The organism is Streptomyces sp. NPDC030021 (assembly GCF_055574035.1).
The window spans coordinates 12,987-38,258 of the sequence record NZ_JBVIAH010000012.1 but is presented as its reverse complement, the minus strand read 5'-3'; the positions used below and the strand labels follow the sequence as shown (position 1 = coordinate 38,258).

The window sequence follows — 25,272 nt, the reverse complement described above, 5'->3', positions numbered from 1 at the left end:
CTCGCCCGTCACATCTTGCGCGCCGCGCTGCGGATGGCCTCCCGGATGCGGAAGTAGGTGCCGCAGCGGCAGATGTTGGCGATGGCGTCGATGTCCTCGTCCGTGGGCTCGCTCGTGCGCTTCAGGAGTGCGACGGCGGCCATGATCTGGCCGGGCTGGCAGAAGCCGCACTGGGAGACGTCCTGTTCGAGCCAGGCCTCCTGCACGGGGTGCAGGTCGTCCCCGTTCGCCAGGCCCTCGATGGTGGTCACCGTTCGGCCCGCGCACGCGGAGACGGGCACCACGCAGGGACGGATGTCGGCGCCGTCCAGGTGGCTGGTGCAGGCCTTGCAGACGTCCACCCCGCAGCCGTACTTGGGGCCGCGGACGCCCAGCATGTCGCGGAGCACCCACAGCAGGGGCAGGTCGTCGGGCGCGTCCACGGTGACGCTCCGCCCGTTGACGGTGAAGGTGTGCGAGGGCACTGCGTACTCCTGGATCCGGGACTATCGGGGGTAGGGGGTGAAGTCGACGTCGAAGTCGAGGGGGAAGCTGCGCGGCTTGGAACCGGTGGCCCTGGCCCAGGCGTTGGCGATCGCACCGACGGCGGCGGGCACGCCGAGCTCGCCCGCGCCGCCCGGCTCGTCGCCGGTGGCCGGGAGCACGAAGACCCGTACGTCGCGCGGGGTGTCGCGCTGCCTGGCCCAGTGGAACTGGCTGTAGCTGCCCTCCAGCGGAAGCCCCTTGTCGAGGTGCAGCCCGGCGCGCAGGGTGGTGGAGATCGCGTCGGTGAGGCCGCCGATCATCTGGGCCTCCAGTCCGCGCGGATTGACCGGCAGGCCCACGTCCACGGCGATGACTGCCTTGGTGACGCGGACGTGGTCGGGGTCCCTGGTGTCGATCTCCACGAGGCACGCGGTGCGGGACTTGTACTCCTCGTGGAAGGCGATGCCCTGCGCGCAACCGGCCTCCATCGGCCGTCCCCAGTTCCCCTCCTGGGCCGCCTTGTCGAGTACGGCGCGCTGGGCGTCGGTCTTCAGGAAGGTGCGCCGGAACCGGTACGGGTCCCGGCCCGTCCTGGCGGCGAGTTCGTCGACCACGATCTCCTCGGCTCCGCGCGTGTTGGCGGAGTAGACCGAGCGCCAGGAGGCGGTGGGGATCCCGGTGGGCACCTCGGTGAGGGCCTGGGTGGTGAGTCCGAAGTGGTACGGGGACTTCACCGTGGTCAGGAAGAGGGTCTGGGCGAGGGTGGCGTTGCCGATGCCCAGCGGCAGACTGGCCGCGGTGGCGGTGATGATCTCGCCCAGGCCGTGCCGGAAGTCGGTCTCGGCGGCGGCGACGCGGTGCTCGAAGCTGAGGACCTCGCCCAGCAGGTGGGTGGCGCGGATCTTGTGGTGGGTCGCGGGGCGCATCCGGCCGTGCCGGGTGTCGTCCACGCGGGTCCACATGAGCCGGACCGGGCGGCGGCAGGCCTTGGAGATGCGGGCGGCCTCCAGGGCCGCGTCGAAGAAGAGCCGCCGGCCGAAGGAGCCGCCGGCCTGGACCACGTGCACCGTGACCTTGGACAGCGGCAGGCCGAGATCGGCGGCGATGGTCTCGCGCGCCACGATCGGGGACTTGAGGCCGGACCAGATCTCGGCCCGGTCCTCGCGCACGTCGGCGATGGCGGAGTTGGTCTCCATCGGGGCGTGGCTGACGAAGGCGAAGTCGAACTCGGCGTCGACGTACGGGGTCAGCAGGGGCGGGACCAGCAACGGCGGGGTGGCGGCGCGCAGCTTGGCGCGGATCCCGTCGTCGGACAGCTGGTCGGCGGGTCCGGGGCCCCAGGTGACCTGGAGGGCCGCCTTGGCTTCGATGGCCTGCCCGAAGGTCTCGGCGACGACGGCGACCCCGGTCGGGACGGTCACCACGTGCAGGACACCGGGCATGGCCCGGACGGCGGCGAGGTTGGTGACGGTGCGGACGGTGCCGCCGAGGGTGGGCGGGCGGCGCACGACGCAGGGCTTGGCGCCGGGCACGTCGAGGTCGAGGGTGTACTGCAGGGCGCCGGTGACCATGGCGCGGGCGTCGACGCGGCCGGTCGGCCTGCCCACGAGGGTGTGCCCGGCCCGCTTCTTGGGGGTGGCGCCGAGGACGATCAGTTTGGGGTCGGCGGCGGCCGCGGCGAGGTCGCCGTAGTCGGCGGTGCGGCCGTCGGGGGCGCGGACGGTGCCGCCGGAGGTGGTCAGCGAGGCCGGGGCCAGGCTCCAGCGGTGGGCGGCGGCCGCGACGAGGCGGGCCCGGGCGGTGGCGGCGCACTGGCGGACCGGCCCGTAGAGGGAGCGGATGGAGTTGGAGGATCCGGTGAGCTGGTTGAAGAGCAGCTCGGGCCGGGCGTCGTCCAGCTCCACGCGTACGCCGGCCAGCGGCGCGTCGAGTTCCTCCGCGACCAGCATGGCCACGGCGGTGGTGAGGCCCTGCCCGACCTCCTCGCGCGGCAGCCGGAAGCGGATGGTGCCGTCCGCCTCGACGGCGAGCGCCAGCAGGGCCGAGGTGGGTGCGCCGGCCAGGATGAACAGGTCGCCCAGGTCGATCAGGTCGGCGATGGCCGGCAGGGAGGGCACCACGGCGTGGGCGGGCTGGGGGGCCAGCGCGTCGGCGCCGGCCCGGGTGACCAGGGCCAGGGTCGGCGCGGCCACGAGGTAGGTGAGGAAGGAACGGCGGCTCTGCCCCGTGGCGTGGTTCTGCCCGGTCATGTCGTTGTGTGTCCCCACGCTGCGCGGGCCCGCCCGCGCAGACCTCCCCCGGTTTATTACCGGCACGTAGGGTAGCGACCCGGCCAGGCGATGGGAAGCCCTGATCACGCCGCGTCATCCACGGCGACATCACTCGTTCGGGGGTATCCCGATGGCCCGCCTTGATCCGTTCCTTACTCAATTCCCGCGGCGGGCCGGGCTCGTACATCTCGGCCGTACGATCGAGCGACGGCCGCCGGATGGCCTGATTCCGGCCACCGTTCCCACGGTGGAACGACCTCCACCGGCTGATGCCGTTGCGGCGCCCCGGAGTTCGCCTGACCGGATTCGTTCGCACGCCACGGACGGGCCGGAAGGCCTGCGGCATATACCAGAAGCAAGAACGTAGCGGATGTTGCCAAACGCCTTACACACCGTCGCGCCCTGTGCAACAGTCGTTACCGGTCCTTCCTTCAGACTTGGCCGTGCCGCGCCTGTATCGGAGTTCTCATGCCGTCCCACCTGTTCGCGGACCGTCCCGCGCAGCCGCCCGAGCCGGGGTCGGTGGACGCGCTGATCTCGCAGACCCGGCGGCTGCGGGGGGAAGTGGACGCGGTCCGCCGCGACACCGTCGTCGACGACGACGACGCCCAGGGCCGCTGGCAGCGCGCACTGTGCGATCTCGCCGTCCACCACCTCGACGACCTCCGCGAGCACCTCGACCAGCTCAAGGAGGGCCTGCCGCCGGCGCCCGAGACCGCCGGGCAGCCGCAGGCGGCGCCCGAGGCCGGATCCGAGGCCCAGACCCGCGTCGGCAGCGCCGAGTGGAACCTGCTGACCGACGAGGTGAGTTGGTCCGACGAGCTGTTCCAGATCTTCGGCCGCTCACCCGAGTCCGGTGCGCTCCCCCTCGACGAACTGGGCTCGACCCTCTTCTCCGAGGACCAGCCGCTGCTCACCGCGTGGGTCACCGCCTGCCTGGTGGACGGCAGACCGATCGACGGCGAGTTCCGCATCGTCCGGGCCGACGGCCGGGTCCGGACCTTGCACATGAGGGGCGAGCCGGTACTCGACTCCGACGGCTGTACGGCCTCGATGTGGGCCGTCCTGCGGGACGTGAGCGAACTGCGCCGGAGCCAGCGCGCGGTGCGCGAGTCGCGTGACTCGCTGCAGCGCCAGCGGGAGATCGCGCAGACCGAGCGCCGGCTGGCGGTCGAGCTGCAGGAAGCCGTGCTCCCCCCGTGGCGCGGCTCCCTGCGGTTCCCGTACGGCAGCGCGGGCACGCTGGACGTGGCCGCGCACTACCTGCCCTCCGCGACCAGCGCACTGATCGGCGGCGACTGGTACGACGCGCTCGAACTCCCCGACGGCTGCTCGATGCTGACGGTCGGTGATCTGACCGGACACGGGGTGACCGCCACCTCCGGCATGGCGATGATGCTGGGCGCCCTGCGCGGCATGGCCATGGCCGGCATCGAGCCCGGCCCGCTGATGGGCTGGCTCAACCAGCTCCTGGAGACCTCCGTACAGCCGGCGCTCGGATCGGCCGTGTGCTGCCGCTACGATCCCGCGCGCCGGGTCCTCTCCTGGGCGCAGGCGGGCCACCCGGCACCCCTGCTGTTCCGCCGCGGGTCGGGGCGCTCCCTGCTGCCGCCGGAGGGTGTCCTGCTGGGCGCGACCTCCGGAGCCTCGTACGGGCAGGCCGAGGAACGCCTCGAAGTGGGCGACCTGCTGGTCCTGCACACGGACGGACTCACCCCGCGCAGCATCGAGTTCAGCCGGGCGGACGGGACCGAGCGGCTGCTGGCGCTCGCGCCGCGGTTCTCGGCGGCGCGGTCGGCGCAGGAGTGCGTGCGGATCGTGATCGAGGAGTTCGGCGAGAGCGAGCGCGAGGACGACGCCTGCATGCTCGTCGCCCGGGTCGGCGGGTAACGGGCCCCGGGACCGCAAGACTGCAGGGCTGTAAGGGCTTCAGCAGGGCCGCGCCGGAAGGCGCGGCCTTTCTCGTCTCCGTACGGGGCTTCGTGCAAAGCCTGCGGCGAACCGTGCGGGGGTCGGCGTGGGACTACACCCCCGTACCGCGCGCGCCGCGCGGGGCCGGCGTGTCGGGGAGGGCCAGCTTGATCTCCTGGCGCAGGTCCTCGATGCGCGCGTACCCGGAGTACTGGGCGGTGAGCCGGTACATCTCCCGCAGCCGGTCCCAGGTCCGGTGCGAGGAGGTCTCGTTCATCGAGACCAGGGCGAGGCGCGCGTACCGGTCGGCCTGCTCCGGCTCGTCGGCGATGAAACAGGCCGAGGCCATCGAGATGTAGTCGAAGATCTGCGAGCGCTGGTAGCCCTCGCCGCGCAGCCGCAGGGCCTCCTTGGCGTGGCGCGCGGCGATCGGCGCCGCGGCGGCGTCGTGGTCCGCGAGGGTCCGGTAGGCGAGGGCCTGCATTCCGTGCAGATCGGCCTCGTCGAAGTGCTGCATCCAACTCGGCGGCGGCACGTCGCCCTTGTCGGAGACGAACAGCTCCTCCGCCTCGCCCAGCGTGCGGCGCATGGCCTGGCCCTTGCCCATGGCCGCCTGCGCCCAGGCCTCGATGGTGTGCAGCATGGCGCGCGTGCGCGGGAGGGTCTGCTCGCCGGATCCGGACTGGGCGAGCTTCATCAGGTCCAGGGCCTCGTTCGGCTTGCCCAGGTGGACCATCTGCCGGGCGGCGCGGGACAGCGCCTCGCCCGCCCGCGGCCGGTCGCCGCCCTCACGGGCCGCGTGCGCGGCGATGACGAAGTACTTCTGCGCCGTGGGTTCGAGCCCCACGTCGTGGGACATCCAGCCGGCGAGGACCGCCAGGTTGGCCGCCACCCCCCAGAGCCGCCGCTGGAGGTGGTCGGGGTGGTGGTAGGCGAGCATGCCGCCGACCTCGTTGAGCTGGCCGACGACGGCCTTGCGCTGGAGTCCGCCGCCTCTGGAGGCGTCCCAGGCACGGAACACCTCCACGGAGCGCTCCAGGGCCTCGATCTCCTGGGAACCGATCGGAGCGGCCTCGTAGCGGTCGTAGCCCGCTGGGTCGGCCTGGAAGGATTCCCCGAAGTTCCGGGCCTCCTCGGCCCGGGCGGGGTCGGTGTGCAGCCAGTCGTACATGGCGTTGCTGAGGGCGGAGCCGGCGGTGAGCACCGCTCCCGCGCCCATCAGTCCGCGACGGTTGAGCATGAGGTCCATTCCCGTGAATTCGGTGAGGACCGCGGCTGTGCGTTCGGGCGCCCAGGGCATCCCGTCGGGGTTCTCACGAGCCCCGTCCGGCTGCCGTCTGGAGGTGCGCCGCTGCCGTACGAACCCGAGGTCCTCGATGGTCACGACACGACCGAGCCGCTCGGTGAACAGTGCTGCCAGTACCGTGGGCACCGGTTCGCGGGGGGCCTCCCCCATGTCGATCCAGCGCCGCACCCGCGAGGTGTCGGTGGCCAGCTGGGGGTGGCCCATGGCCGCCGCCTGCCTGTTCACCATCCTCGCCAGTTCGCCCTTCGACCAGCCGGCCAGGCCGAACAGGTCGTTCAAGCGGGTGTTTGGACCTTTGCTCACGTCAAGCCCCCAGGTTCTCGGCTGAGTTGACAGTAGCCCGCCGTCAGATGCCCAGCGACTATTCGCCAGGCTTCGCCAGGGCACGCCCGATGGTTCGCCACCTTGCGCTCGGTGTCAGGTAGGAATGCGCCTCCCCGACCCGGTTCACCGGCGGAACTCCCCAGGGTGAAGTACGGGATCCGGCGGGGCGGCGTACGCAATTCGTCGGCGCACGAAGGGATCCGTATCACCATGTACGCAGCAACGTCCTCCGTGTCCGCACCGGTCCGGTCGCACCGCACGCTCCCGGCTGGCGGCGGCCCCTACCTCGAACCCGGCCGCCCGTCGGCCCCGGCGCAGGGCGCCGTCCGGCCGCGGCGGATGCCGGGTACCGGATCACTGCCCGTCAGCGGAAGAATCGACCTCTCGGGGCCGCAGGGGGCGCAGCTGCGCACCGCCCTCGCCTCGGTGCAGCGGATCTGTCCGGAGTTCGCCCCGGTGCAGGTACTACGGCGCAGTGGCCGTTCGGTCCTCCTGGTCGGCACCACCGGACGGATGACCGCCGTCGCGAAGGTTTTACTGGATCACTCACCCGAGTGGCGTGAGCGCTACCGGCACGAAATAGCGGCATACCGGGCCTTCGTCCGGCACCGCCCACCGGTCCGGGTGCCGCGGCTGATCGCCGCCGACCCCGAGAACTGCACGCTCGTGGTGGAGCGGATGGCCGGGCGGGTCGCGGCACTGCAGCGGCACCCGGTGGAGCCGCCGCCGCGGGTGGACCTCCGGGCGGCCCTGGGCGCGGTGTGCCGGGTCAACCAGTGGCGGCCGCCGGCGGAGTTGTTCGGCTCCCCGATGAACTACGCGCGGCGGATCGCCCGCGACTACGAGTTGGGCCTGCTGACCGATCGGGACCTCGGTGACCTGCAGAAGCTGCTGCACGGCGTGAAGCTGTCGGGCACGGCGCTGCAGTTCAACCACGGTGACGCCCTGCTGTCGAATCTGCTGCTCTCGCCGGCCGGTCCGGTCCTGCTCGACTGGGAGCACGCGGGCTGGTACCTGCCGGGGTACGACCTGGCCACGCTGTGGACGGTACTGGGCGACGCCCCGGCCGCCCGCGCCCAGATCAGCCGGCTCGCCCAGTCGGCCGGTCCGGCCGCGCGGGACGCCTTCCTGGTCAACCTGATGCTGGTACTGACCCGGGAGATCCGGATGTCCGAGACGGCGGTGCAGCGCTCGATGCTGGCGACCGCCCCGGCCCAGCCGCTGCCGGTGGGCGCCCTGTCCTCCGGTGAGGAGCAGCGGCTGCTGCTCCGCCGCCTGCACGACGATGCAGGGATGGCGCGCCGAGCGGTCCGCGCGGCGGTCGGCACGCGCTGACCGTCCCCCGATACGCGAAGTCCCGTGGCCCCCACCGCCGCGGGACTTCGCCGTTCACGGGTGCGGACAGGGGGACGGGGGACGGGGGACGGGTGTCCCCCGTACGGGGGAGCCGGATCCGCCCGGCGGGCGATCCGGGCCCTGCCGGGCAGCTGCGATCTTCGGAGCGGAGCGGGCAAGGGCTGCCCGCGACTCCGGAGGAAACCGTGTCCGTACATCCCGAAGCCCGCCCGGCGGGCGGGCGCGTCAGAGCCGCGTGGACGGCCGCGCACGCCCCGGTGGCGGGAGTTCCGCGCTGGGCGCGGGTCGCCGCGTACGCCGTTCCGCTCACCGTTCTGCCGTCCGGCATCTGGCGGTTGGGCCTCCTCTTCGTCGACCACTCCGAGGCGGACAGCGGGCAGCTGCCGGACTGGCTGCCGCTGGAGGTGTACGTCGTCCTCCTCTCGGCCGTGTCCGAGCTGCTGGCGTTCACGGCGGTCGGGCTGGTGGCCGCGTGGGGCGAGGTGGTCCCCCGGTGGATCCCGGTGCTGGGCGGCCGGCGGATCCCGGTGGCGGCGGCCGCCGTCCCGGCGGCGCTCGGTGCCGTCGCGCTGACCGCTCTGTGGACGGTCCTCGCGTCGGTGACCCAGGTGGCCGGGACCACCCTCCAGGGAGATCCGGTGCCCGCGGACTTCCCCAGTGAGGCGGGTGGCTGGACCGCGCTGTGGTTCTACCTCTGCTACGCCCCGCTCGTCCTGTGGGGTCCGCTGCTCGGCGTGGTGACCGTGGCCTACTGGAGGCGGCGGCGCCGGATGCCTTGACATCACATGATCCCCCGAACACCTTTTCTGACTCAGCATCAGAAATGCTGGAGGCACTTCCCCTCCTCCCCACACCGCTGGAGCCTGCCCATGTCCGCAAGCGCTTCACGCACCAACCCCGCCCCCCTCCCGTCCAGACGTGCGGTCCTCGCCGGTACGGGGGCCGGGGTGCTCGCCGCCACCGTGCTGCCGTCCGCCAGCGCCCGGGCCGACGGCGCCCAGGACGGCCCCCCGCTCGGCGAGTACGACGTCGTCGTGGTCGGGTCCGGGGCCGCCGGGATGACCGCCGCACTCACCGCCGCCAAGCGGGGGCTGAGTGTGCTGGTGGTGGAGAAGGCCCCGACCTTCGGCGGATCGGCCGCCCGGTCCGGAGCCGGTATCTGGCTGCCCAACAATTCGGTGATCCTGGGTGCGGGGGTGCCGGACACCCCGCAGAAGGCCGCGACGTACCTCGCGGCCCTCGTCGGGCCCGAGGTGCCGGCCGACCGGCAGGCCGCGTTCCTCGCCAACGGGCCGCGGATGCTGGACTTCGTGATGGCCAACAGCCCACTGAGGTTCCGCTTCATGGAGGGCTACAGCGACTACTACCCCGACCTGCCCGGCGGACTGCCGAACGGCCGGTCCATCGAGCCGGACCAGATCGACGGGAACATCCTGGGCGCCGAACTGGCCCGCCTGAACCCGGCGTACATGCCGGTCCCGGCCGGGATGGTGGTCTTCAGCCAGGACTACAAGTGGCTGAACCTGGCAGCGGTGAGCGCCAAGGGGCTCGCGGTGTCCACCGAGTGCCTGGCGCGCGGCACGAAGGCGGCGCTGCGCGGCGAGAGGCCGCTGACGATGGGCCAGGCCCTGGCGGCCGGACTGCGCGCCGGGCTCCAGCGGGCCGGGGTTCCCGTGTGGCTGGACAGCCCGCTGGTGGACCTGGTCCTGGAGGGCGGCGCGGTCACCGGCGTGGTGGTGGAGCAGGACGGCGTACGGGGCACCGTACGGGCCGGGCGCGGGGTGGTCATCGGCACGGGCGGGTTCGAGCACAACGCGGCGATGCGGGCGCAGTACCAGCAGCAGCCCATCGGCACCCAGTGGTCGGTGGGCGCGAAGGAGAACACCGGCGACGGGATCCGGGCGGGGCAGCGGGCCGGGGCCTCACTGGCGCTGATGGAAGACGCGTGGTGGGGGCCGTCGATCCCGCTGCCCGGGGAGCCGTACTTCTGCCTCGCCGAACGGACCCTGCCGGGCGGGCTGATCGTGAACGCGAACGGCGCGCGGTTCGTCAACGAGGCGGCTCCGTACAGCGATGTGGTGCACGTGATGTACGAGAAGGACCGGGGCGCGGCCGACTCGCACATCCCGGCGTGGCTGATCGTGGATCAGAACTACCGCAACAGGTACCTGTTCAAGGACATCCTGCCGACGCTCCCCTTCCCGGACTCGTGGTACCAGGCGGGCGCGGCGAAGAAGGCGTGGACCTGGGACGCGCTGGCCGGTCAGATCGGGGTCCCGGCGGCGGCGCTGCGGGCGACGCTGGGCCGGTTCAACGCGCAGGCGTGGAGCGGCAATGACGCCGACTTCCACCGGGGCGACACGGTGTACGACCACTACTACACGGACCCGAACGTGCACCCGAACTCGTGTCTGGCACCCGTCTGGGTCCCGCCGTTCTACGCGTTCAAGATCGTGCCGGGGGATCTCGGTACGAAGGGCGGCATCGTGACGGACGCCCGGGCGCGGGCCCTGCGTCCGGACGGCTCGGTGATCCCGGGCCTGTACGCGGCCGGCAACGCGAGCGCGGCGGTGATGGGCCACAGCTACGCGGGTGCCGGATCGACGATCGGCCCCGCGATGACGTTCGGCTACGTGGCGGCGAACGCCATCGCGGACGCGTGACGCCCGCGCCCGGGGCTACGCAGGACGGTCAGCCCTGCTGGAAGAGCTCGGCGGGGAGCGGCTTCAGGAGGGTGTAGAGGTCATCGGTGATCGGGCGGTCCCAGCTGGCGATGGTGACCAGCACGTTGTCACTGCGGTCGAACTGGACGCAGGAGATGCGGGACTCCGACAGCTTGATCTTCCGGACGATGAGGAGGTTGTCGCCCTGCATGACGGGGCAGTCCTCGACGCCGGTGACCTCGACGTCCTCGTCGTTCTCCAGTGCGTCGAGGAGCTGCGCCACCTCGAAGGGGATCTGGCCGTCGGTGAGGTCCCTGGCCGGGGAGCCCTCCGGGAGGTTCCCGATGATCATCGCGGGGCCGCGTCCGCCGAACAGGTCATAGCGGAGGAAGACACCCTGGCAGCTGCCGTCGGGCGCGGGGAGCAGCCCGGCCCCGAGATTGCCCGGCCAGTCCCCCGGGTCCATGGCCAGGACATCGAAGTCCGGGCCGGCGGGTGTGGCGGCGCGGTGGCGGCGGAGGAAGGACATGCCGCCATGGTACGTGGCCGCGCGAGTTTTCCGGCCCGGGGGCCCGCATCCGGCGACCTGTCCGGGCCGGGCCCGCCGGCCCGGCCCGTCAGACCGGGGGGACGAGCGTGAACCAGTGCGGGAGCAGGGCGGCGTCGCCGGTGACGCGCAGGGCGGTGGGCGGGAGGCGGCGCCAGAGGAACAGGGCGAGGTCGGAGGCGGTGCCGGAGGCCTCGACGTCCGCCGGGGCCGTGGCGCCGGGCTCCAGCAGGACCTGGTCTCCCGAGAGGACGGCCGTCCAGGTTTCCGGTCCGTCGGTACGCCGGAAGCGGTACCTCTCCCCCGTGCCCGGCGGTGCCTGCTGCCAGCCGCGGCGGGCCGGGGCCATGACCTCGATCGTCTGGGTCACGGCGTCGGCGGCCACGGCCGGGTCGAGGCGGTCCGGGGTGCCGGTCGCGGATTCGGCGTCCCAGCGGTGCACGGCCAGCTCGATCAGCTGCATCCGGAGCCAGAATCCCGTGGTCTGCTCGGCCGACCAGGTCCAGACCGCCGTGTCCGGCCCCAGCTCGTGGAAGAGCTCCGCCAGCTCCCGGGCGCCCTGCGCGAACCAGTCGGTCAGCGCGTCCGGGTCGCCGGGGACCTCGGGGAGGGCGAGGCCGGCCGGGTCGGGCGGGGCCGTGAGCCGTTCGCGCAGGACGTGCGCGAGGTAGCGGTGGACTCCGCCCAGGTGCCGGACGAGGTCGGTGACCGTCCAGCCGGGGCACGCGGGCACCGCGGGCACCGGCTCTCCGAGGTCGAACGCCCGGCGCACCGCCTTCTCGAACGCTGCCGCCTCGGTCCGGAAAGGGGCGAGTCTCTCGTCGTGATCCATGGAATCCACCCTGCCCACCGGGCGGCGGATCCGATCACGTTGAGCTACGGGCGAACGACTCCAGTGCGTCCCTGAGCCCGGTCCGGTCGGTGCCCAGCTTGCGGCAGGCCGCCGACAGTGCCCAGTCCGGCGCGGGCAGCACCACCGTCTCCGGCACGGGCTCCTTCTCGGCGCGCACCGCGAGGTCGGCCGCCAGCCGCTCCTCCTCCGTGAGCCCGTCCTCCCAGGCCAGCCCGCACGGCAGGGCGCCGCCCAGGCCCAGCAGGGTGTCGGTGGTCTCCGCGGCCAGCCCGTCCGCACCGCATTCCCGCGCCGTCACCACGGCCTGCATGAGCAGGTCCGCGTCCCGCAGCTCGGTGCCGAGCGCGGCCAGGGCGCAGGCCAGTTCGTAGCCCGCCGGTGAGGCCGACAGCAGGGTGACCGCCTCCTGGAGGAGCCCGGCCCGCTCCTCGGGGGCGGCGACCTGCGCCGCCACCCGCAGGGCCTGGCCGATGCCCGAGGCGGCGCCGAAGGCGCGGGCCCTCCGGACGGCGTCGTCGGCCAGGGCGCGGGCCCGCTGCGGATCGCCGGCGGCGACCGCCCGGGCCAGGTGCAGTTGCCACGGGCACCAGGCCGGATTCTGGATGCCGCGCGGGGTCAGCCGCCGGTCGACCGCCTCCAGTTCGACGATCGCGGCCTGCACCTCGCCCCGGGACAGGAGCAGTTCGGCGTACACGGTCTGCGAGTCGGGGAAGACCACGGCTGCCGGGAAGGGGCTGCCGTACTCGTGCTCGCGGGCCAGCTCCCAGGCTTCCTCGGGCCGGCCCCGGGCGAGCAGGGTGGTGAGGAGGATGGCTATGGCGTACCAGTGCACGGGGGTACGCCGGCCCACGCGTTCGGCGAGCCGCAGCCCGGCCCGGGCCAGTTCCTCGGCCTCCACGAGCCGCCCGCGCCGGTAGCGGACGTAGGCCCGCAGGCTGTAGGCGAAGGAGAGGTGCGCCCCGCGCCAGCCGTGCCGTTCGAACTCGGCGGTGCCCGCCTCGAACAGCTCCTCGGCGCGTCCGGGCCGGTCGGTGTACATGTGGGCCATCGCGACCAGGACCGGGACCTCGAAGCCGCGGTCCTCGTGGGCCCAGCTGAAGGGCCGCTCCAGCACCCGTCCGGCGTGGTGCAGCACCACGTCGACCGACTCGCCCCGCAGGCAGGCGTCCCAGGCGCGCAGCCCGATGATGTACCGCTCGGTGAGGTCGCGCCCGGTCAGCCGGTCGGCGAGGCGGGCGAGCCGGCGGGAGCGGGCCGGGGAGTCGGTCTCGGCGGCGTTGAAGGCGTCCCACATGAACTGCTCGGACTGCAGGCGCAGCCGGGCGCGTACGTCCTGGGTGTACGGGATCTCCCGCGCCAGTGATTCGGAGGCCTCGGCGAGCCGGTCGCTGTGCGCGAGGACCTGGGCGAGCCGGATGACGATGCCCTGGCGCAGGGCCGGGTCGTCGGAGGGCTCGGCGAGGGCGGCCCGCAGGTGGTTGACCGTGTTGGCGGGCTCGGTGAGCAGGGAGGCGCAGCCAAGTTCGTAGAGGACGGCGGCGCGTTCGTCGAAGTCCGGGGGTTCGAGCAGCGCGCGGGCGAGCTGGCGGCGGGCGGCCTCGGGGGCGCCGGCCCGCAGGTTCTCGCCGGCCGCCTCGCGCAGGGTGCGCACCACCCAGGGGTCGTTCTCGGGGTGGGTCTCCAGCAGGTGGCGGGCGGCCGCGGAGGAGCCGAGTCCGGCGTCGACGACGGCCGCCGCGGCCTTGCCGTGCAGGGCGACGCGGAGCGCGTCGGGGATGGCCCGGTAGATGGAGGTGGCGATGAGCGGGTGGACGAACTCCAGCCCGGCTTCGGCCTCGGGTTCCTCGGCGGCGGCCGCCGAGAGGATACGGGCGTCACGCAGCCGCCGGGTGGCGTCCGAGGCCTCCTCGGCGCCGAGGGCGGCGACCCGGGCGGCGAGGTCCTGCGGGATGGCGGTGCCGAGGACGGCGCAGGCCCAGGCGAAGCGGACGGTGGAGGGGCCGAGGCGTTCGAGGCGGGCGACGAGGCCGCTGCCACGCTGGGCGGCGGCGAGGTCGCGCAGCTGCGGGGCGTTCGCCCCGACCGGGGTCAGGCCCTTGCCGCGGACCTTGGCGGTGAGTTCGACGGCCTCGAAGGGGTTGCCGGTGGTGACGGCCCAGGCCTCCTGGCAGAAGGCGTCGTCGGCGTGTGTGCCGACGGCCTCGCGGACCAGGGTGGCGACGGCGGCCGGGGTGAGCGGGGCCAGGGGCAGCGGGCGCTGTCCGGCCCGGCCGGGCAGCGTGCGGAAGGCGTCGGCGTGCGCGGGCAGTTCGTCGGGCCGGTAGGCGACGACGAGGAGCAGCGGGAGGTGTTCGGCGCGCGGGGCGAACGCGGCGAGCCAGCCGAGGGACTCGGGGTCGGCCCAGTGGGCGTCGTCGAGGACCAGGACGACCGGGGCGCGCTTGACGACCAGGTGGGTGAGCACCCAGTCGAGCCCGTCGCGCAGACCTTGGGGGTCGGGCGGGACGCCCTGTTCCGGGGCGCAGAGTCCGAGGGCCGGGCCGACGATGGAGTACCAGCCGCCGAGGGCGGCGCGCAGCTCCTGCTCGGAGGTGCCGGCGAGCTGGGGCTGGATGAGCTGGCGGGCGACGTGGAAGGGCTGGCTCTGCTCCTGTTCGCCGCCCCGGGCGGCGAGGACGGTGCAGTTGCGGGCGAGGGCGCGGCGGCGCAGTTCGGCGAGCAGGGTGGTCTTGCCGAGGCCGGCGGGGCCGGAGAAGGCGAGCAGCGCGCCACCCGCGTCCGGCCCGGGACCGGTGAGCTGGTCCAGGGCTTCTTCGACGATCGCGAGTTCGGCATCGCGTTCGACCATCGTGCGCCGTGTGCGGGTCCGGCGGTCCGTCATGGCTGGTACCCCCCAGGCCTGTTCGGGGGTTCAGCGTACGCCCGCGCGCAGCGCGACGGATCCCAGTGCGGAAAAGAATCCGATCTTCTTTTCCGGAGGGCGTCAGTCGTGTACGGAACGGGCCGCGAGGTCCTCCAGGACGGCCACGGCCTCGGCGGCCCGGTCGGCGGCCACGAAGAGGTGGTCGTGGTGGTAGCCGGCGATGACATTGCAGCTCAGACCGTGTGCGCCGAGTTCGGCGGCGAAGGCGGCGGTGAGCCCGACGGCGTCGAGGGCGGAGTGGATCCGCAGGGTGATCCAGCCGGCCGTGTAGTCGTAGGCGAGGCCGGCCGCGTCGGCGTCCTCCTGGCGCAGTACCAGGGTGAGGCCCTCGGGTTCGAGGACGGTGGCGACGGGGGCGGTCCCGGCGGGGACGGTGGTGCCGTCGACGGTGCAGAAGACGTACCGCCCCTCGTTCAGCTCGGGCCGCATGCCGCTCAGGAGTTTCCGCAGATCGTGCTCTCCGCTCATGCGGCCACCCTAACCATCGCTCCCGTTACGGGCGGTCCGTCGGGTCGGGCCACCGCGCCGACGGACCTGCCCAAGACGCTTGCGCATCACGGTGCACATCGTCTCGTGGCGGCGCAGCGTCCCGTCCGGGGCCTGCTCCGTCCACGCGTCGGGCCGGCGGCCCCGGGCGACGTAGCCCAGCCGCTCGTAGAGAGCCCGCGCCCGGGGGTTGTCCTCCTCCACGCCCAGCTCGGCGTGGAGCAGTCCGCGGTTCCTGATCCGCAGCTCCGCCGCTCCGATCAGGAACGTGCCGATCCCGCACGACTGCAGTGCGGGGTGGACGGCCAGCTGCCACAGCGTTCCGACGCCCTCCTCGACCTGGTAGTCGACGCCGCCCTTGGCCACGGGAACGTCCGTCGCGGTGCAGACCGCGAGGTAGTCGACCTCACCGAGCCGGGCGCGCTCCAACTGCCGCGCGACCCCGGCCAGGTGCTGCTCGGAGCCCGACCATCCGCACGACGCCAGGTCCGCGTGCCTCAGGTCGCGTACGGACAGCTCCAGCACCACGTCGGTCACCTTCACCACCTCCGGCCCGTCAGCATCGGCGCCGCCCGCGCCGGGCGCAACACCGTTTCCGCGGACGGCCTCAGACCCCCGGGCGGAGGATCGCAGCGCGTACGCGGCCGTACGGGCGCGATGCCCCACCCCGGGGGTCGGGCCCGCGAGCAGCGCCCGGTCGGTGTCGGGTCGGCTCAGGTCAGGTCGAACTCACCGCCCCGCGCGTTCAGCACGAACTTGTGCCACTCGTCCGGCGAGAAGATCAGGGAAGGGCTCTCGGGACGCTCGCTGTTGCGCATCGCGATGAAGCCCTCGACGAAGGCGATCTGGACGTCGCCCACTCCCCGGCTGCTCGACTGCCAGTCCGCCTCGGTGAGATCGAGGTCCGGCTTCCCCCAGCCAGCGAGGGGCTGTGAAGTCATGCTCTCGGCCACGTGCGTGCTCCTCCCGGTACGTCGTCCGGGGGCAAGATTAACCACCGCAGCGGGTGCCGGACAGACCACGGTGAGTCACCCGTGGCCGGTCCGGCTCCCCGGCCGGCCCCTCCGTCGTCGGCCGGGCCTGTGTTCAGGAGGTCGGCTCCTGTGCCCCCACCAGCCACATCGCGAAGAACTGCGCGCCGCCGCCGTACGCGTGTCCCAGCGCCCGGCGGGCTCCCGGAACCTGGTGTTCCCCGGCCTGACCGCGGACCTGCAGGGCCGCCTCCGCGAAGCGGATCATGCCGGAAGCGCCGATCGGGTTGGTGGACAGCACGCCGCCCGACGGATTGACCGGAAGGTCCCCGTCGAGTTCGGTGACCCCGGCCTCCGTGAGCTTCCAGCCCTCGCCCTCCGCCGCGAAGCCGAGGTTCTCCAGCCACATCGGCTCGTACCAGGAGAACGGTACGTACATCTCGACCGCGTCGATCTCCCGGCGCGGGTCGGTGATGCCGGCCTGGCGGTAGACGTCGGCCGCGCAGTCCTTGCCGGCCTGCGGCGAGACGAAGTCCTTGCCGGCGAAGAGGGTGGGCTCGCTGCGCATCGCCCCGCCGTGCACCCAGGCGGCCGGCTTCGGCGAACGGGCCGCGCCCGCCCGGTCGGTGAGGATCATCGCGCACGCGCCGTCCGAGGAGGGGCAGGTCTCCGAGTAGCGGATCGGGTCCCACAGCATCGGCGAGGCCTGGACCTTCTCCAGGGTGATGTCGTGCTCGTGCAGGTGCGCGTACGGGTTCTTGAGAGCGTTGCGCCGGTCCTTGTACGCCACCAGCGAGCCCACCGTGTCCGGCGCGCCGGTGCGCCGCATGTACGCGCGCACGTGCGGGGCGAAGAAGCCGCCCGCGCCGGCGAGCAGCGGCTGCTGGAAGGGGACGGGGAGCGACAGGCCCCACATGGCGTTGGATTCGGACTGCTTCTCGAAGGCGAGGGTGAGGACCGTGCGGTGGACGCGGGCCGCCACCAGGTTCGAGGCGACCAGGGCGGTGGACCCGCCGACCGAACCGGCCGTGTGCACGCGCAGCATGGGCTTGCCGACCGCGCCGAGGGCGTCCGCCAGGTACAGCTCGGGCATCATCACCCCCTCGAAGAAGTCGGGGGCCTTGCCGATGACGACCGCGTCGATGTCCGCCCAGGTCAGTTCGGCGTCCGCGAGGGCGCGCGCCGCCGCCTCGCGGACCAGTCCGGCGATGGACACGTCGTGGCGGGCCGCCACGTGCTTGGTCTGGCCGATCCCGACGATGGCCACGGGCTCTTTGCTCACCTTGCATCCCCTTCCAGGACGGCGACCAGGTTCTGCTGGAGGCAGGGGCCGGAGGTGGCGTGGGCGACGGCCCGGTGCGATGCGCCGCGGTGGATCCGGGCGGCCGCCTCGCCGATGCGGATCAGGCCGGCGGCCATCATCGGATTGGCGGCGAGCGCTCCCCCGGAGGGGTTGACGGTCACGTCGTCGGCGAGTCCGAGTGCCTTGCAGAGCACGACCTCCTGGGAGGAGAACGGCGCGTGCAGTTCGGCCGTGTCCACCGGGGCTTCGAAGACGCCCGCGTGTTCGGCGGCGAGCCGGGTGGACGGGGAGTCGGTGAGGTCGCGCAGGCCCAGGCTGTGGGCCTCGATGCGGTGGTCGATGCCGGTGATCCAGGCGGGGCGTTCGCACAGCCGGCGCGCCAGGTCGCCGGCGGCCAGCACGACGGCGGCCACGCCGTCGCCCACGGGCGGGCAGTCTCCAGTGCGCAGCGGCCTGACCTGGTAGTCGCCCTGCGGGACGGGGCCGCGGAGCTGGGCGTGCGGGTTGGCGGCGGCCGCGTCCCGGCTGCGTGCTCCGACGGCGGCCAGGGCACTCTCGTCGGTCTCGCCCGCGTCGATCAGGGCCTGGGCCTGGAGGGCGGCCAGGGCCACCGCGTCGGGCCAGAGCGGGGCGACGTAGTACGGGTCCAGCTGGCGGGTGAGCACGTCGCGTACCGACCCGGGTGAGGACTTCCCGTACGAGTAGACGAGCGCGGTGTCGGCCTCGCCGGTCTGGATCTTGACCCAGGCCTCGTAGAGGGCCCAGGCCCCGTCCATCTCGACGTGCGACTCGGAGATCGGCGGCCAGGCGCCGACCCCGTCGAGGGTCATGGTGAAGGAGAAGGCCCGGCCGGCCAGGTAGTCGCTGGAGCCGGAGCAGGTGAAGCCGATCTCGCCGGCCTTCAGGCCGGTGGCGGCCAGCACCTGGTGCAGGACCGGCATGACCATCTCGACTTCGCTGAGCTCGTCGGTGCGGCGCAGGTGGTCGCTCTGCGCGAAGGCGACCACCGCGACCTCGCGGGCGTATCGGGCCATCAGATGAGCTCCTTGTACGCGTCGTAGTCCGCGTCCGGTTCGCCGGTGGGGCGGTAGTGGTCGGGGTAGCGGCCGCCCTCGGTCCATACGGGCTCGACGCGCAGGCCCATGCGGACCTGGTCGTAGGGGATGCCGCCGATCCGGCCGTGGAGGGCGAGACCGGCGCCGTCGAGGGCGATGTGGGCGTAGACGTAGGGGACTTCGATGTCGAGGTTCTTGGCTTTGATGTTGACGATGCAGTAGGTGGTGACCGTGCCGGCCGGGCCGACCTCGACGCGGTCGGTGGTGGCCACCCCGCAGGTGGGGCAGGCGCCGCGCGGCGGGACGTACACCTTGTGGCAGGAGGGGCAGCGCTCGCCGACGGTCCGCCGCTCGGAGAGGGCGTTGATGTATGCGGTCTGGGCGCGGCCGGGGCTGTAGACGTAGTCGAGGCGGGCCTCGGCGACGATGCCGGTGACGGCGTCGGCGAAGCTCCCGGCGTGCGGGACGGCCTCCCCGCCCGCGGGGCCGTCGTACGGTTCGAAGCAGGCGATGTCGGTGATGGCGCCGGTGCGCTCGGCGGCCCAGCGGACGCGGACGCGCATGCCGGTGCGGACGGCGTCGGGGCCGGGCGCGTCGAGGGCGTGCAGGAGGGCGGTGTCGGCGCCGTCGAGCTTGACGAGAACCCAGGCGAAGGGGGTGTCCAGGGGCTGTTGGGGGCGGGGCCGGTCGTTCCAGGCCCAGGTGGTGACGGTACCGGTGGCGGCGACCTCGACGAGCTCGCGGATCTCCTCGGCGGTGACGGGGTCGTACTCGACGGGCGGGACCATCACCTTGCCGTCGGAGGTCTTCACCCCGAGGACGGTGCCCTCCCGCAGCCCGGTGAGGAAGGCGCTCTGGACGGGCCCGAGGGACCGGGTGAAGGGGAACTCGACGACGAGGGGCGCGCGGAGCACCTCCGGTGGGGAGGGAGCTGTCATGACGATTCTCCGATGCGATCGATTCCGGTGTTTTCAGCCCCGTCGGCACAATCTCAGCCCCGCCGGCACTTTCAGCCCCGCCGGCGTTTGAGGCGCGGGGTCCGGGGCGGAGCCCCGATCTCTCAGCCCCGCCGGCGTTTGAGGCGCGGGGGTCCGGGGGCGGAGCCCCCGGCAACGGCACCGCACCCGGCCACGGCCTCGGCCACGGCGTGCCCGAACTACTCGCGCCGATACACCGCGGGCCGCTTCTCGGCAAACGCCCGCGCCCCCTCCTTCGCATCGGCGGTGTCGAAGATCGGCCATCCGCGCAGGAGTTCCGAGGCCAGCCCCTCCCGCTCCGTCATCTCGGCGGTCTCGTACACCGACGCCTTGACCGCCTCCACCGCCAGCGGCCCGCACGCATTGATCCGCTCCGCGATCTCCAGGGCCGCCGCCAGCGCCGTACCGTCCGGCACCACCCGCCCGACCAGCCCGATCCGCTCGGCCTCGGCGGCGGAGTACGGGCGCCCGGTCAGCAGCATCTCCAGGGCGTGCGTACGCGGGATCTGGCGCGGCAGCCGCACCGTGGAGCCGCCGATCGGGAAGAGTCCGCGTTTGACCTCGAACAGCCCGAAGGTCGCGCCCTCGGCCGCCACCCGGATGTCCGTACCCTGCAGGATCTCGGTCCCGCCGGCCACGCAGTAACCCTCCACCGCCGCGATCACCGGCTTGCGCGGCCGGTGGTGGCGCAGCATCGCCTTCCAGTGCAGGTCGGGGTCGGCCTTCAGGCGGTCCCGGTACTGGTCGCCCGCCATGCCCTTCCCGGCCAGGGCCTTGAGGTCCATCCCGGCGCAGAAGTCCCCGCCCGCGCCGGTGAGGACCACCGAGCGGATCCCGTCGTCGGCGTCCGCCTCCAGCCAGCCGTCGTACAGCCCCACCAGCAGCGGCAGCGAGAGCGCGTTCTTCGCCTCGGGCCTGTTCATGGTGAGCACCAGCGTGGCGCCGTGCCGATCCACGGTCAGGTGTTCCGTCCCACCCATTGCCGTCCTCCCGTCTCAAGACCTAGAACAGGTTGCAGTAGGGGAGGGTGCAGTTCAATAGTTTTCTGACACTCAGTCAGATTTCTTGGATGCCGCCCTTCCCAGTTGCCGTCTCCGGCGCTCTAATGACCGCCGGAGCAGGCCGGCCACATGCCGGTCGCCGGGAACTTCGGGAACATCCAGGGTCAGGAGGAACGGTGGAGTACAACCTTGCCGACCTGTTCGAGTCGGTCGTGGACGTGGTCCCGGACCGTGAGGCCCTCGTGTACGTGGACCACCCCGGGACCGGCGCCGAGCGCCGCCTGACGTACGCGGAGCTCGACACGGCGGCGAACCGGATCGCCCACCACCTGCTCGACAGCGGCTTGACGGCCGGCGAGCACCTGGGCCTTCACCTCTACAACGGGATCGAGTACCTGCAGACGGTGCTGGCCTGCCTGAAGGCCCGGCTGGTCCCGGTGAACGTCAACTACCGGTACGTGGAGGAGGAGCTGGTCTACCTCTACAACGACGCCGATCTCGCCGCCCTCGTCTTCGAGGGCGAGTTCACCGGGCGGGTCGCGGCCGCGCTGCCGCAGACGACGAGGCTCCGGCACCTCATCCGGGTCGGCCGGGCCCCCGAGGGCGCCCCCGAGCCGTCGATCGCGCCGGTCCCGTACGCGGACGCCGAGGCGGCCGGATCACCCGGGCGCGGGTTCCCGCCGCGCAGCCCCGACGACCTGTTCATCATCTACACCGGCGGCACGACGGGCATGCCCAAGGGTGTGATGTGGCGGGCCGAGGACCTCTTCTTCGCCGGACTCTTCGGCGGCGAGCCCTCGGGCGAGCCGGTGAAGCGGCCCGAGGAACTGGCCGAGCGGGTCGCGGCGCGCGGCGCCGGACTCACCTTCTTCCCGGCGCCCCCGCTGATGCACGGCACGTCGACGCTGACCTCGTTCATCGCCTTCAACTACGGCCAGCGGGTGGTCATCCACCGGAAGTACGCGCCGGAGGAAGTGCTCCGTACGATCGAGAAGGAGAAGGTCTCCAGTGTGTCGCTGGTCGGCGACGCCATGCTGAGGCCGCTGATCGACGCCCTGAACGGCCCGCTCAAGGGCGCAGACCTGTCGTCGCTGTTCAGCGTCTCCTCGTCCGGGGCGATCATGTCGGAGACGGTACGCGCGGAGTTCCAGCGGCTGGTGCCGAACGTGCTGCTCCTGAACAACTTCGGGTCGTCCGAGTCCGGGTCCAACGGCCGGGCGGCGGACGACTCCGGCCCGGAGAAGGGCTTCCGCCTGGTGGTCAACGACCGTACGCAGGTGGTGGATCCGGTGACGCACGAGCCGGTGGCGGTCGGCGAGCCCGGTCGCCTCGCCCAGCGCGGGCACGTGCCGCTCGGCTACTACAACGACCCGGCCAAGACCGCCGAGACCTTCTTCCGGAAGGGCACGGAGCGCTGGGTGCTGCTCGGCGACATGGCGACCGTCGACGAGCAGGGCATCGTCACGGTGCTCGGGCGCGGCTCGCAGTGCATCAACACGGGCGGCGAGAAGGTGTATCCGGAGGAGGTCGAGCAGGCTCTGAAGTCCCACCCCGACGTGTACGACGCCTTGGTGGCGGGGGTCCCGGACCCGACCTGGGGCAGCCACGTGGCCGCGGTGGTCCAGGTCCGGGAGGGCGCCGAGGCGCCGTCCCTGGACCAGATCCAGAGCCACTGCCGCACCAGGCTGGCGGGCTACAAGATCCCCCGGCAGCTGGTCATCGCGCCCGCCATCCAGCGGTCCCCGAGCGGCAAGGCGGACTACCGCTGGGCGAAGGCGGTGGCGACGGAGGCGGACACGGCCTGATCGTCCGCACCCGCCGACATGCCGCCGGGGCCCGTCGAAAGGGCCCCGGCCGGCGAGTTGTACGGGGCGCACGGGCCGTACGCCCGGCGTTCGCTCAGGACGGCGCGGGTGCGGGTGTGAGGGCCGGGGCGGAAGGCTCCGCGGGGGCGGTGGAGGCGTCGTCGCCGTCCACGCAGATCAGCGAGATGACGACCGGTGCCTGCAGACCCGGTGCCGGGTCACCCGCAAAGCCGGCCAGGGCCGTCCAGTTGTTCTTCGTCAGGGTCACCGACGCCCCGCCGGTGTCGGGGCCGGCCTGCCAGCCGTACTCGGAACGGGCCCGCGCGAGGGCCGCCTTCATGGCGGCGTCCACCGTCTCCGGCGCGTGACGCCCTGAGAGCCGTTCGTGGCACCTGCCCAGAACCCCGTAGGGTTCCCGCTCCACCGTGATGCCCTCCGCCGCCAGGATCGAGGTCATCTCCGCCACCACCGCTTCGCGAGGCAGCGGCGGCCCCGGGTATCGCGGGGGGAGAGGGCCGAGGTCCCGCAGCAAAAACGCGCCGGCGGCCGCCGTGGCCGCCGCCAATGCCGTCAAGGCCAGGGACGCCAGGGCTGTGAGCACCACTATCCGTCGCACGATGATGATGTCGGTCCTCTCGGTTCGCGGTACGGCCCGTCAGTCTGCCATCCCGCCGATCTTGATGAGCCACCGCCCGACGAGCCCCCGCCGCGTCGCGTCGTCAGGCGCCCGCCGCCAGGAACCGTTCCACGCGGGCCGCGAACCAGGCCGCGTCGTCCAGCCACGGGAAGTGGCCGGCCCGGGGCTGGACGTCGACCGAGCCCCGCGGGAACAGCGTGGCGAGCCGGGCCGCCAGGGCGGGGCGGGGGTTTCCGTCCAGTTCCGCGGCCAGTACCAGGACCTCGCCCGTGACCCGGCGGAGCGCCGCGCGCGTGGCGGGCGGGTCGAAGGCCCCGGGGCCCGCGTAGGCCTCGGCGGCCTTCTCGTTCTGCTGCCGCGCGTTCGCCGCCCAGTGCGCCCGGGCCGTCGCGTCCCATTTCCCGTAGAACACCGGCGCGGCCAGCTCCCAGTCCTCCTCGCCGTGGGCGGTGTCCGCGAGGATCCGCTCGTAGGCCGCGATGGCCGTGTCGTACGGCTCGCCGCCCGCCCGCAGCCGGGCCCCCTCCAGCCGGTCCTCCGCAGCGACCGGGAGATCCACCGCCCACGCGGTCGGGGTGACCAGGACGGTCCGGCGCAGCCGCTCGGGGTGCGCGGCCGCGTAGAGCTGGGCGAGGTTGCCGCCGGCGGAGTGGGCGAGGAGGTCCATGCGCTCCAGGCCCAGGTGCGCCCGCAGTGCCTCGACGTCGCCGACCTGGTGGTCGACGCGGTACGTCGACTCGTCCGCCGGTACCGCGGAGTCGCCCGTGCCGCGCAGGTCGAGGAGGATCAGAAGGCGGCCGTCCGCCAGTCCGCCGAGGTCTCCCAGGTATGCGGAGGCCCGCATGGCGCCACCCGGGATGCAGACCAGCGGCTCACCGCCGCCCTGGAGGTGATAGGCGAGTTCGGTTCCGTCGTAGGTGGTGAAGGTAGGCATGCCGGCCAACATAAAAGACGATCACTCGTTCGAGTCATTGATTTAACCTGCGGATTCCTGGCAATCTACCGAATGATCGGTCGGTTCTCATGGTGAGGTGACGGCATGGCGGTGTACACGGATCTCCACGACACGGGCGAGCGGCTGGGCCGCGACGAGCTGGCCGCCCTCCAGCTCACCCGGCTGCGCGCGACCCTGCACCGTGCCTACGAGAAGGTGCCGTTCTACCGGCAGGCCTTCGACAAGGCCGGCGTGCATCCCGACGACTGCCGCTCCCTCGCCGACCTGTACCTGTTCCCCCTGACCACCAAGGCCGATCTGCGCGACCAGTACCCCTTCGGGATGTTCGCCGTGCCGCGCTCGCAGGTGCGCCGCATCCACGCCTCGAGCGGCACCACCGGGCGGCCGACCGTCGTCGGGTACACCGACGGGGACCTCTCCACCTGGGCGGACGTCGTCGCCCGGTCCATACGGGCGGCGGGCGGCCGGCCCGGCCAGATCATCCACATCGCCTACGGGTACGGGCTGTTCACCGGCGGCCTCGGCGCGCACTACGGCGCCGAGCGCCTCGGCTGTACGGTCGTTCCCGCGTCAGGCGGGATGACGGACCGGCAGGTCCGGCTCATCGAGGATTTCCGGCCGGAGGTCATCATGGTGACCCCGTCCTACATGCTGACCCTGCTGGACGAGATGGAGCGCCAGGGGATCGACCCGCGTGCCACCTCGCTGCGGACGGGGATCTTCGGCGCCGAGCCGTGGACCGAGGAGATGCGCCGGGAGATCGAGGAACGGCTCGACATCGACGCGGTGGACATATACGGCCTGTCCGAGGTCATCGGACCGGGCGTGGCGCAGGAGTTCGCGGAAACCAAGGACGGCCTCCACATCTGGGAGGACCACTTCTATCCCGAGGTGGTCGATCCGCTGACCGGCGCGGTGCTGCCGGAGGGCGAGCCCGGCGAGCTGGTGTTCACCTCCCTCACCAAGGAGGCCATGCCCGTCATCCGCTACCGCACCCGGGACCTGACGCGACTGCTGCCCGGAACGGCCCGGCCGGCCTTCCGCCGGATGGAGAAGATCACGGGGCGCAGCGACGACATGATCATCCTCCGCGGGGTGAATGTGTACCCGACCCAGATCGAGGAGGTCCTGCTGCGGACGCCGGGCCTGGCTCCCCACTTCCAGCTGCGGCTGACCCGGGAGGGCCGGATGGACGCCCTGACGGTACGGGTGGAGGCGCGCCGGGAGACGGACGCCGAGCGGCGGCAGAACGCGGCCGCCGCCGTGGTCCGGGCCGTCAAGGAGGGGGTCGGGGTCTCCGTCCGGGTCGAGGTGGTCGACCCGGAGACGCTGGAGCGCTCGGTGGGGAAGATCAAGAGACTGGTCGACCTCCGCGGAGCCGGGGAGACGAGGGACACGCGTCCGGGCGGCTGAAACCACCCCTTCGGGCCCATTTGGGGGTGGCTCCCGGGAGCGGGTCGGCGC

At 72.8% G+C, this 25,272-nt stretch carries 21 protein-coding genes; 6 read left to right on the top strand and 15 right to left on the bottom strand.

From position 1 onward, the window contains the following. Nucleotides 1-8: 8 nt before the first annotated feature. On the bottom strand, nt 9-464 hold the full coding sequence (locus ACZ4YL_RS23380) for a (2Fe-2S)-binding protein (protein WP_030723046.1): 456 nt from the start codon (nt 462-464) through the stop codon (nt 9-11). Between the two features lie 21 nt (nt 465-485). Continuing rightward, nucleotides 486-2,714 carry a xanthine dehydrogenase family protein molybdopterin-binding subunit gene (locus ACZ4YL_RS23375; RefSeq protein WP_468119016.1) on the bottom strand — a complete coding sequence of 743 codons (2,229 nt, stop codon included), beginning with the start codon at nt 2,712-2,714 and terminating at the stop codon, nt 486-488. Nucleotides 2,715-3,203: 489 nt separating this feature from the next. Here ACZ4YL_RS23375 and ACZ4YL_RS23370 point away from each other — a divergent pair, with 489 nt between their 5' ends. Beyond that, nucleotides 3,204-4,625 (top strand): PP2C family protein-serine/threonine phosphatase, encoded by a 1,422-nt coding sequence (locus ACZ4YL_RS23370; RefSeq protein ID WP_468119015.1) that lies wholly within the window; start codon nt 3,204-3,206, stop codon nt 4,623-4,625. Nucleotides 4,626-4,758: 133 nt separating this feature from the next. Here ACZ4YL_RS23370 and ACZ4YL_RS23365 read toward each other — a convergent pair whose 3' ends face one another. After that, nucleotides 4,759-6,255 (bottom strand): DNA-binding protein NsdB, encoded by a 1,497-nt coding sequence (locus ACZ4YL_RS23365; protein WP_382541735.1) that lies wholly within the window; start codon nt 6,253-6,255, stop codon nt 4,759-4,761. A 231-nt stretch (nt 6,256-6,486) separates the two neighbouring features. On the opposite strand from ACZ4YL_RS23365, the gene ACZ4YL_RS23360 reads away from it, so the two are divergent. The 3 genes from ACZ4YL_RS23360 to kstD all read left to right on the top strand — a co-directional run bounded on the left by ACZ4YL_RS23360 (nt 6,487) and on the right by kstD (nt 10,295). Beyond that, the gene (locus ACZ4YL_RS23360) at nt 6,487-7,611 is read left to right on the top strand and encodes an aminoglycoside phosphotransferase family protein (RefSeq protein ID WP_468119013.1); all 1,125 of its coding nucleotides are present in this window, start codon (nt 6,487-6,489) and stop codon (nt 7,609-7,611) included. 206 nt (nt 7,612-7,817) lie between these two features. Then, complete coding sequence (locus tag ACZ4YL_RS23355; RefSeq protein WP_468119011.1) at nt 7,818-8,411, top strand: hypothetical protein; 594 nt, start codon at nt 7,818-7,820, stop codon at nt 8,409-8,411. Between the two features lie 90 nt (nt 8,412-8,501). Next, complete coding sequence (gene kstD, locus ACZ4YL_RS23350) at nt 8,502-10,295, top strand: 3-oxosteroid 1-dehydrogenase (protein WP_468119009.1); 1,794 nt, start codon at nt 8,502-8,504, stop codon at nt 10,293-10,295. Nucleotides 10,296-10,323: 28 nt separating this feature from the next. Here the strand turns inward: kstD and ACZ4YL_RS23345 are convergent, their stop codons facing one another. From ACZ4YL_RS23345 to ACZ4YL_RS23300, 10 genes are all read right to left on the bottom strand, one after another. Further along, entirely contained in the window at nt 10,324-10,824 is a 501-nt protein-coding gene (locus ACZ4YL_RS23345; protein ID WP_468119007.1) for a hypothetical protein, read from the bottom strand. Nucleotides 10,825-10,912: 88 nt separating this feature from the next. Further along, nucleotides 10,913-11,674 carry a maleylpyruvate isomerase family mycothiol-dependent enzyme gene (locus ACZ4YL_RS23340; protein WP_468119005.1) on the bottom strand — a complete coding sequence of 254 codons (762 nt, stop codon included), beginning with the start codon at nt 11,672-11,674 and terminating at the stop codon, nt 10,913-10,915. A gap of 34 nt (nt 11,675-11,708) precedes the next feature. Further along, a complete protein-coding gene (locus tag ACZ4YL_RS23335) occupies nt 11,709-14,576 on the bottom strand; it encodes an ATP-binding protein (RefSeq protein WP_468119003.1) in 2,868 nt (955 codons plus the stop codon). A gap of 102 nt (nt 14,577-14,678) precedes the next feature. Next, complete coding sequence (locus tag ACZ4YL_RS23330) at nt 14,679-15,086, bottom strand: ACT domain-containing protein (protein ID WP_468119002.1); 408 nt, start codon at nt 15,084-15,086, stop codon at nt 14,679-14,681. Nucleotides 15,087-15,095: 9 nt separating this feature from the next. After that, on the bottom strand, nt 15,096-15,641 hold the full coding sequence (locus ACZ4YL_RS23325) for a GNAT family N-acetyltransferase (protein ID WP_468119000.1): 546 nt from the start codon (nt 15,639-15,641) through the stop codon (nt 15,096-15,098). Nucleotides 15,642-15,817: 176 nt separating this feature from the next. Beyond that, entirely contained in the window at nt 15,818-16,045 is a 228-nt protein-coding gene (locus tag ACZ4YL_RS23320) for a DUF397 domain-containing protein (protein WP_202505543.1), read from the bottom strand. 145 nt (nt 16,046-16,190) lie between these two features. After that, complete coding sequence (locus ACZ4YL_RS23315; RefSeq protein ID WP_030723088.1) at nt 16,191-17,357, bottom strand: thiolase domain-containing protein; 1,167 nt, start codon at nt 17,355-17,357, stop codon at nt 16,191-16,193. Continuing rightward, the gene (locus tag ACZ4YL_RS23310) at nt 17,354-18,412 is read right to left on the bottom strand and encodes a thiolase domain-containing protein (protein WP_468118998.1); all 1,059 of its coding nucleotides are present in this window, start codon (nt 18,410-18,412) and stop codon (nt 17,354-17,356) included. The genes ACZ4YL_RS23315 and ACZ4YL_RS23310 overlap by 4 nt, the downstream gene beginning before the upstream one ends. Continuing rightward, entirely contained in the window at nt 18,412-19,371 is a 960-nt protein-coding gene (locus ACZ4YL_RS23305; protein WP_468118997.1) for a Zn-ribbon domain-containing OB-fold protein, read from the bottom strand. Before ACZ4YL_RS23305 ends, ACZ4YL_RS23310 begins: the two co-directional genes overlap by 1 nt. 218 nt (nt 19,372-19,589) lie before the next feature. After that, entirely contained in the window at nt 19,590-20,390 is an 801-nt protein-coding gene (locus ACZ4YL_RS23300) for a crotonase/enoyl-CoA hydratase family protein (RefSeq protein WP_351159377.1), read from the bottom strand. A gap of 197 nt (nt 20,391-20,587) precedes the next feature. Here ACZ4YL_RS23300 and ACZ4YL_RS23295 point away from each other — a divergent pair, with 197 nt between their 5' ends. After that, nucleotides 20,588-22,216 (top strand): acyl-CoA synthetase, encoded by a 1,629-nt coding sequence (locus ACZ4YL_RS23295; RefSeq protein WP_468118995.1) that lies wholly within the window; start codon nt 20,588-20,590, stop codon nt 22,214-22,216. A 94-nt stretch (nt 22,217-22,310) separates the two neighbouring features. Here the strand turns inward: ACZ4YL_RS23295 and ACZ4YL_RS23290 are convergent, their stop codons facing one another. Together ACZ4YL_RS23290 and ACZ4YL_RS23285 are read right to left on the bottom strand one after the other, a co-directional pair. Further along, nucleotides 22,311-22,673: a hypothetical protein gene (locus tag ACZ4YL_RS23290; RefSeq protein WP_468118993.1), complete on the bottom strand. Its 363-nt coding sequence runs from the start codon at nt 22,671-22,673 to the stop codon at nt 22,311-22,313. Between the two features lie 262 nt (nt 22,674-22,935). Further along, complete coding sequence (locus tag ACZ4YL_RS23285) at nt 22,936-23,787, bottom strand: alpha/beta fold hydrolase (protein WP_468118992.1); 852 nt, start codon at nt 23,785-23,787, stop codon at nt 22,936-22,938. Nucleotides 23,788-23,892: 105 nt separating this feature from the next. Between ACZ4YL_RS23285 and paaK the strand changes: the two genes are divergently transcribed. After that, nucleotides 23,893-25,221, top strand: coding sequence for a phenylacetate--CoA ligase PaaK (gene paaK / locus ACZ4YL_RS23280; protein ID WP_468118991.1), 1,329 nt, complete (start codon nt 23,893-23,895; stop codon nt 25,219-25,221). Nucleotides 25,222-25,272: the final 51 nt, after the last annotated feature.

Excerpts from the sequence above, each read along its gene's own strand:
- ACZ4YL_RS23375 (WP_468119016.1), bottom strand. The coding sequence starts at position 2,714 with ATGACCGGGCAGAACCACGCCACGGGGCAGAGCCGCCGTTCCTTCCTC.
- ACZ4YL_RS23370 (WP_468119015.1), top strand. The coding sequence starts at position 3,204 with ATGCCGTCCCACCTGTTCGCGGACCGTCCCGCGCAGCCGCCCGAGCCG.
- ACZ4YL_RS23360 (WP_468119013.1), top strand. The coding sequence starts at position 6,487 with ATGTACGCAGCAACGTCCTCCGTGTCCGCACCGGTCCGGTCGCACCGC.
- kstD (WP_468119009.1), top strand. The coding sequence starts at position 8,502 with ATGTCCGCAAGCGCTTCACGCACCAACCCCGCCCCCCTCCCGTCCAGA.
- ACZ4YL_RS23345 (WP_468119007.1), bottom strand. The coding sequence starts at position 10,824 with ATGTCCTTCCTCCGCCGCCACCGCGCCGCCACACCCGCCGGCCCGGAC.
- ACZ4YL_RS23340 (WP_468119005.1), bottom strand. The coding sequence starts at position 11,674 with ATGGATCACGACGAGAGACTCGCCCCTTTCCGGACCGAGGCGGCAGCG.
- ACZ4YL_RS23335 (WP_468119003.1), bottom strand. The coding sequence starts at position 14,576 with ATGACGGACCGCCGGACCCGCACACGGCGCACGATGGTCGAACGCGAT.
- ACZ4YL_RS23330 (WP_468119002.1), bottom strand. The coding sequence starts at position 15,086 with ATGAGCGGAGAGCACGATCTGCGGAAACTCCTGAGCGGCATGCGGCCC.
- ACZ4YL_RS23320 (WP_202505543.1), bottom strand. The coding sequence starts at position 16,045 with ATGACTTCACAGCCCCTCGCTGGCTGGGGGAAGCCGGACCTCGATCTC.
- ACZ4YL_RS23310 (WP_468118998.1), bottom strand. The coding sequence starts at position 18,412 with ATGGCCCGATACGCCCGCGAGGTCGCGGTGGTCGCCTTCGCGCAGAGC.
- ACZ4YL_RS23305 (WP_468118997.1), bottom strand. The coding sequence starts at position 19,371 with ATGACAGCTCCCTCCCCACCGGAGGTGCTCCGCGCGCCCCTCGTCGTC.
- ACZ4YL_RS23300 (WP_351159377.1), bottom strand. The coding sequence starts at position 20,390 with ATGGGTGGGACGGAACACCTGACCGTGGATCGGCACGGCGCCACGCTG.
- ACZ4YL_RS23290 (WP_468118993.1), bottom strand. The coding sequence starts at position 22,673 with ATGACCTCGATCCTGGCGGCGGAGGGCATCACGGTGGAGCGGGAACCC.
- ACZ4YL_RS23285 (WP_468118992.1), bottom strand. The coding sequence starts at position 23,787 with ATGCCTACCTTCACCACCTACGACGGAACCGAACTCGCCTATCACCTC.
- paaK (WP_468118991.1), top strand. The coding sequence starts at position 23,893 with ATGGCGGTGTACACGGATCTCCACGACACGGGCGAGCGGCTGGGCCGC.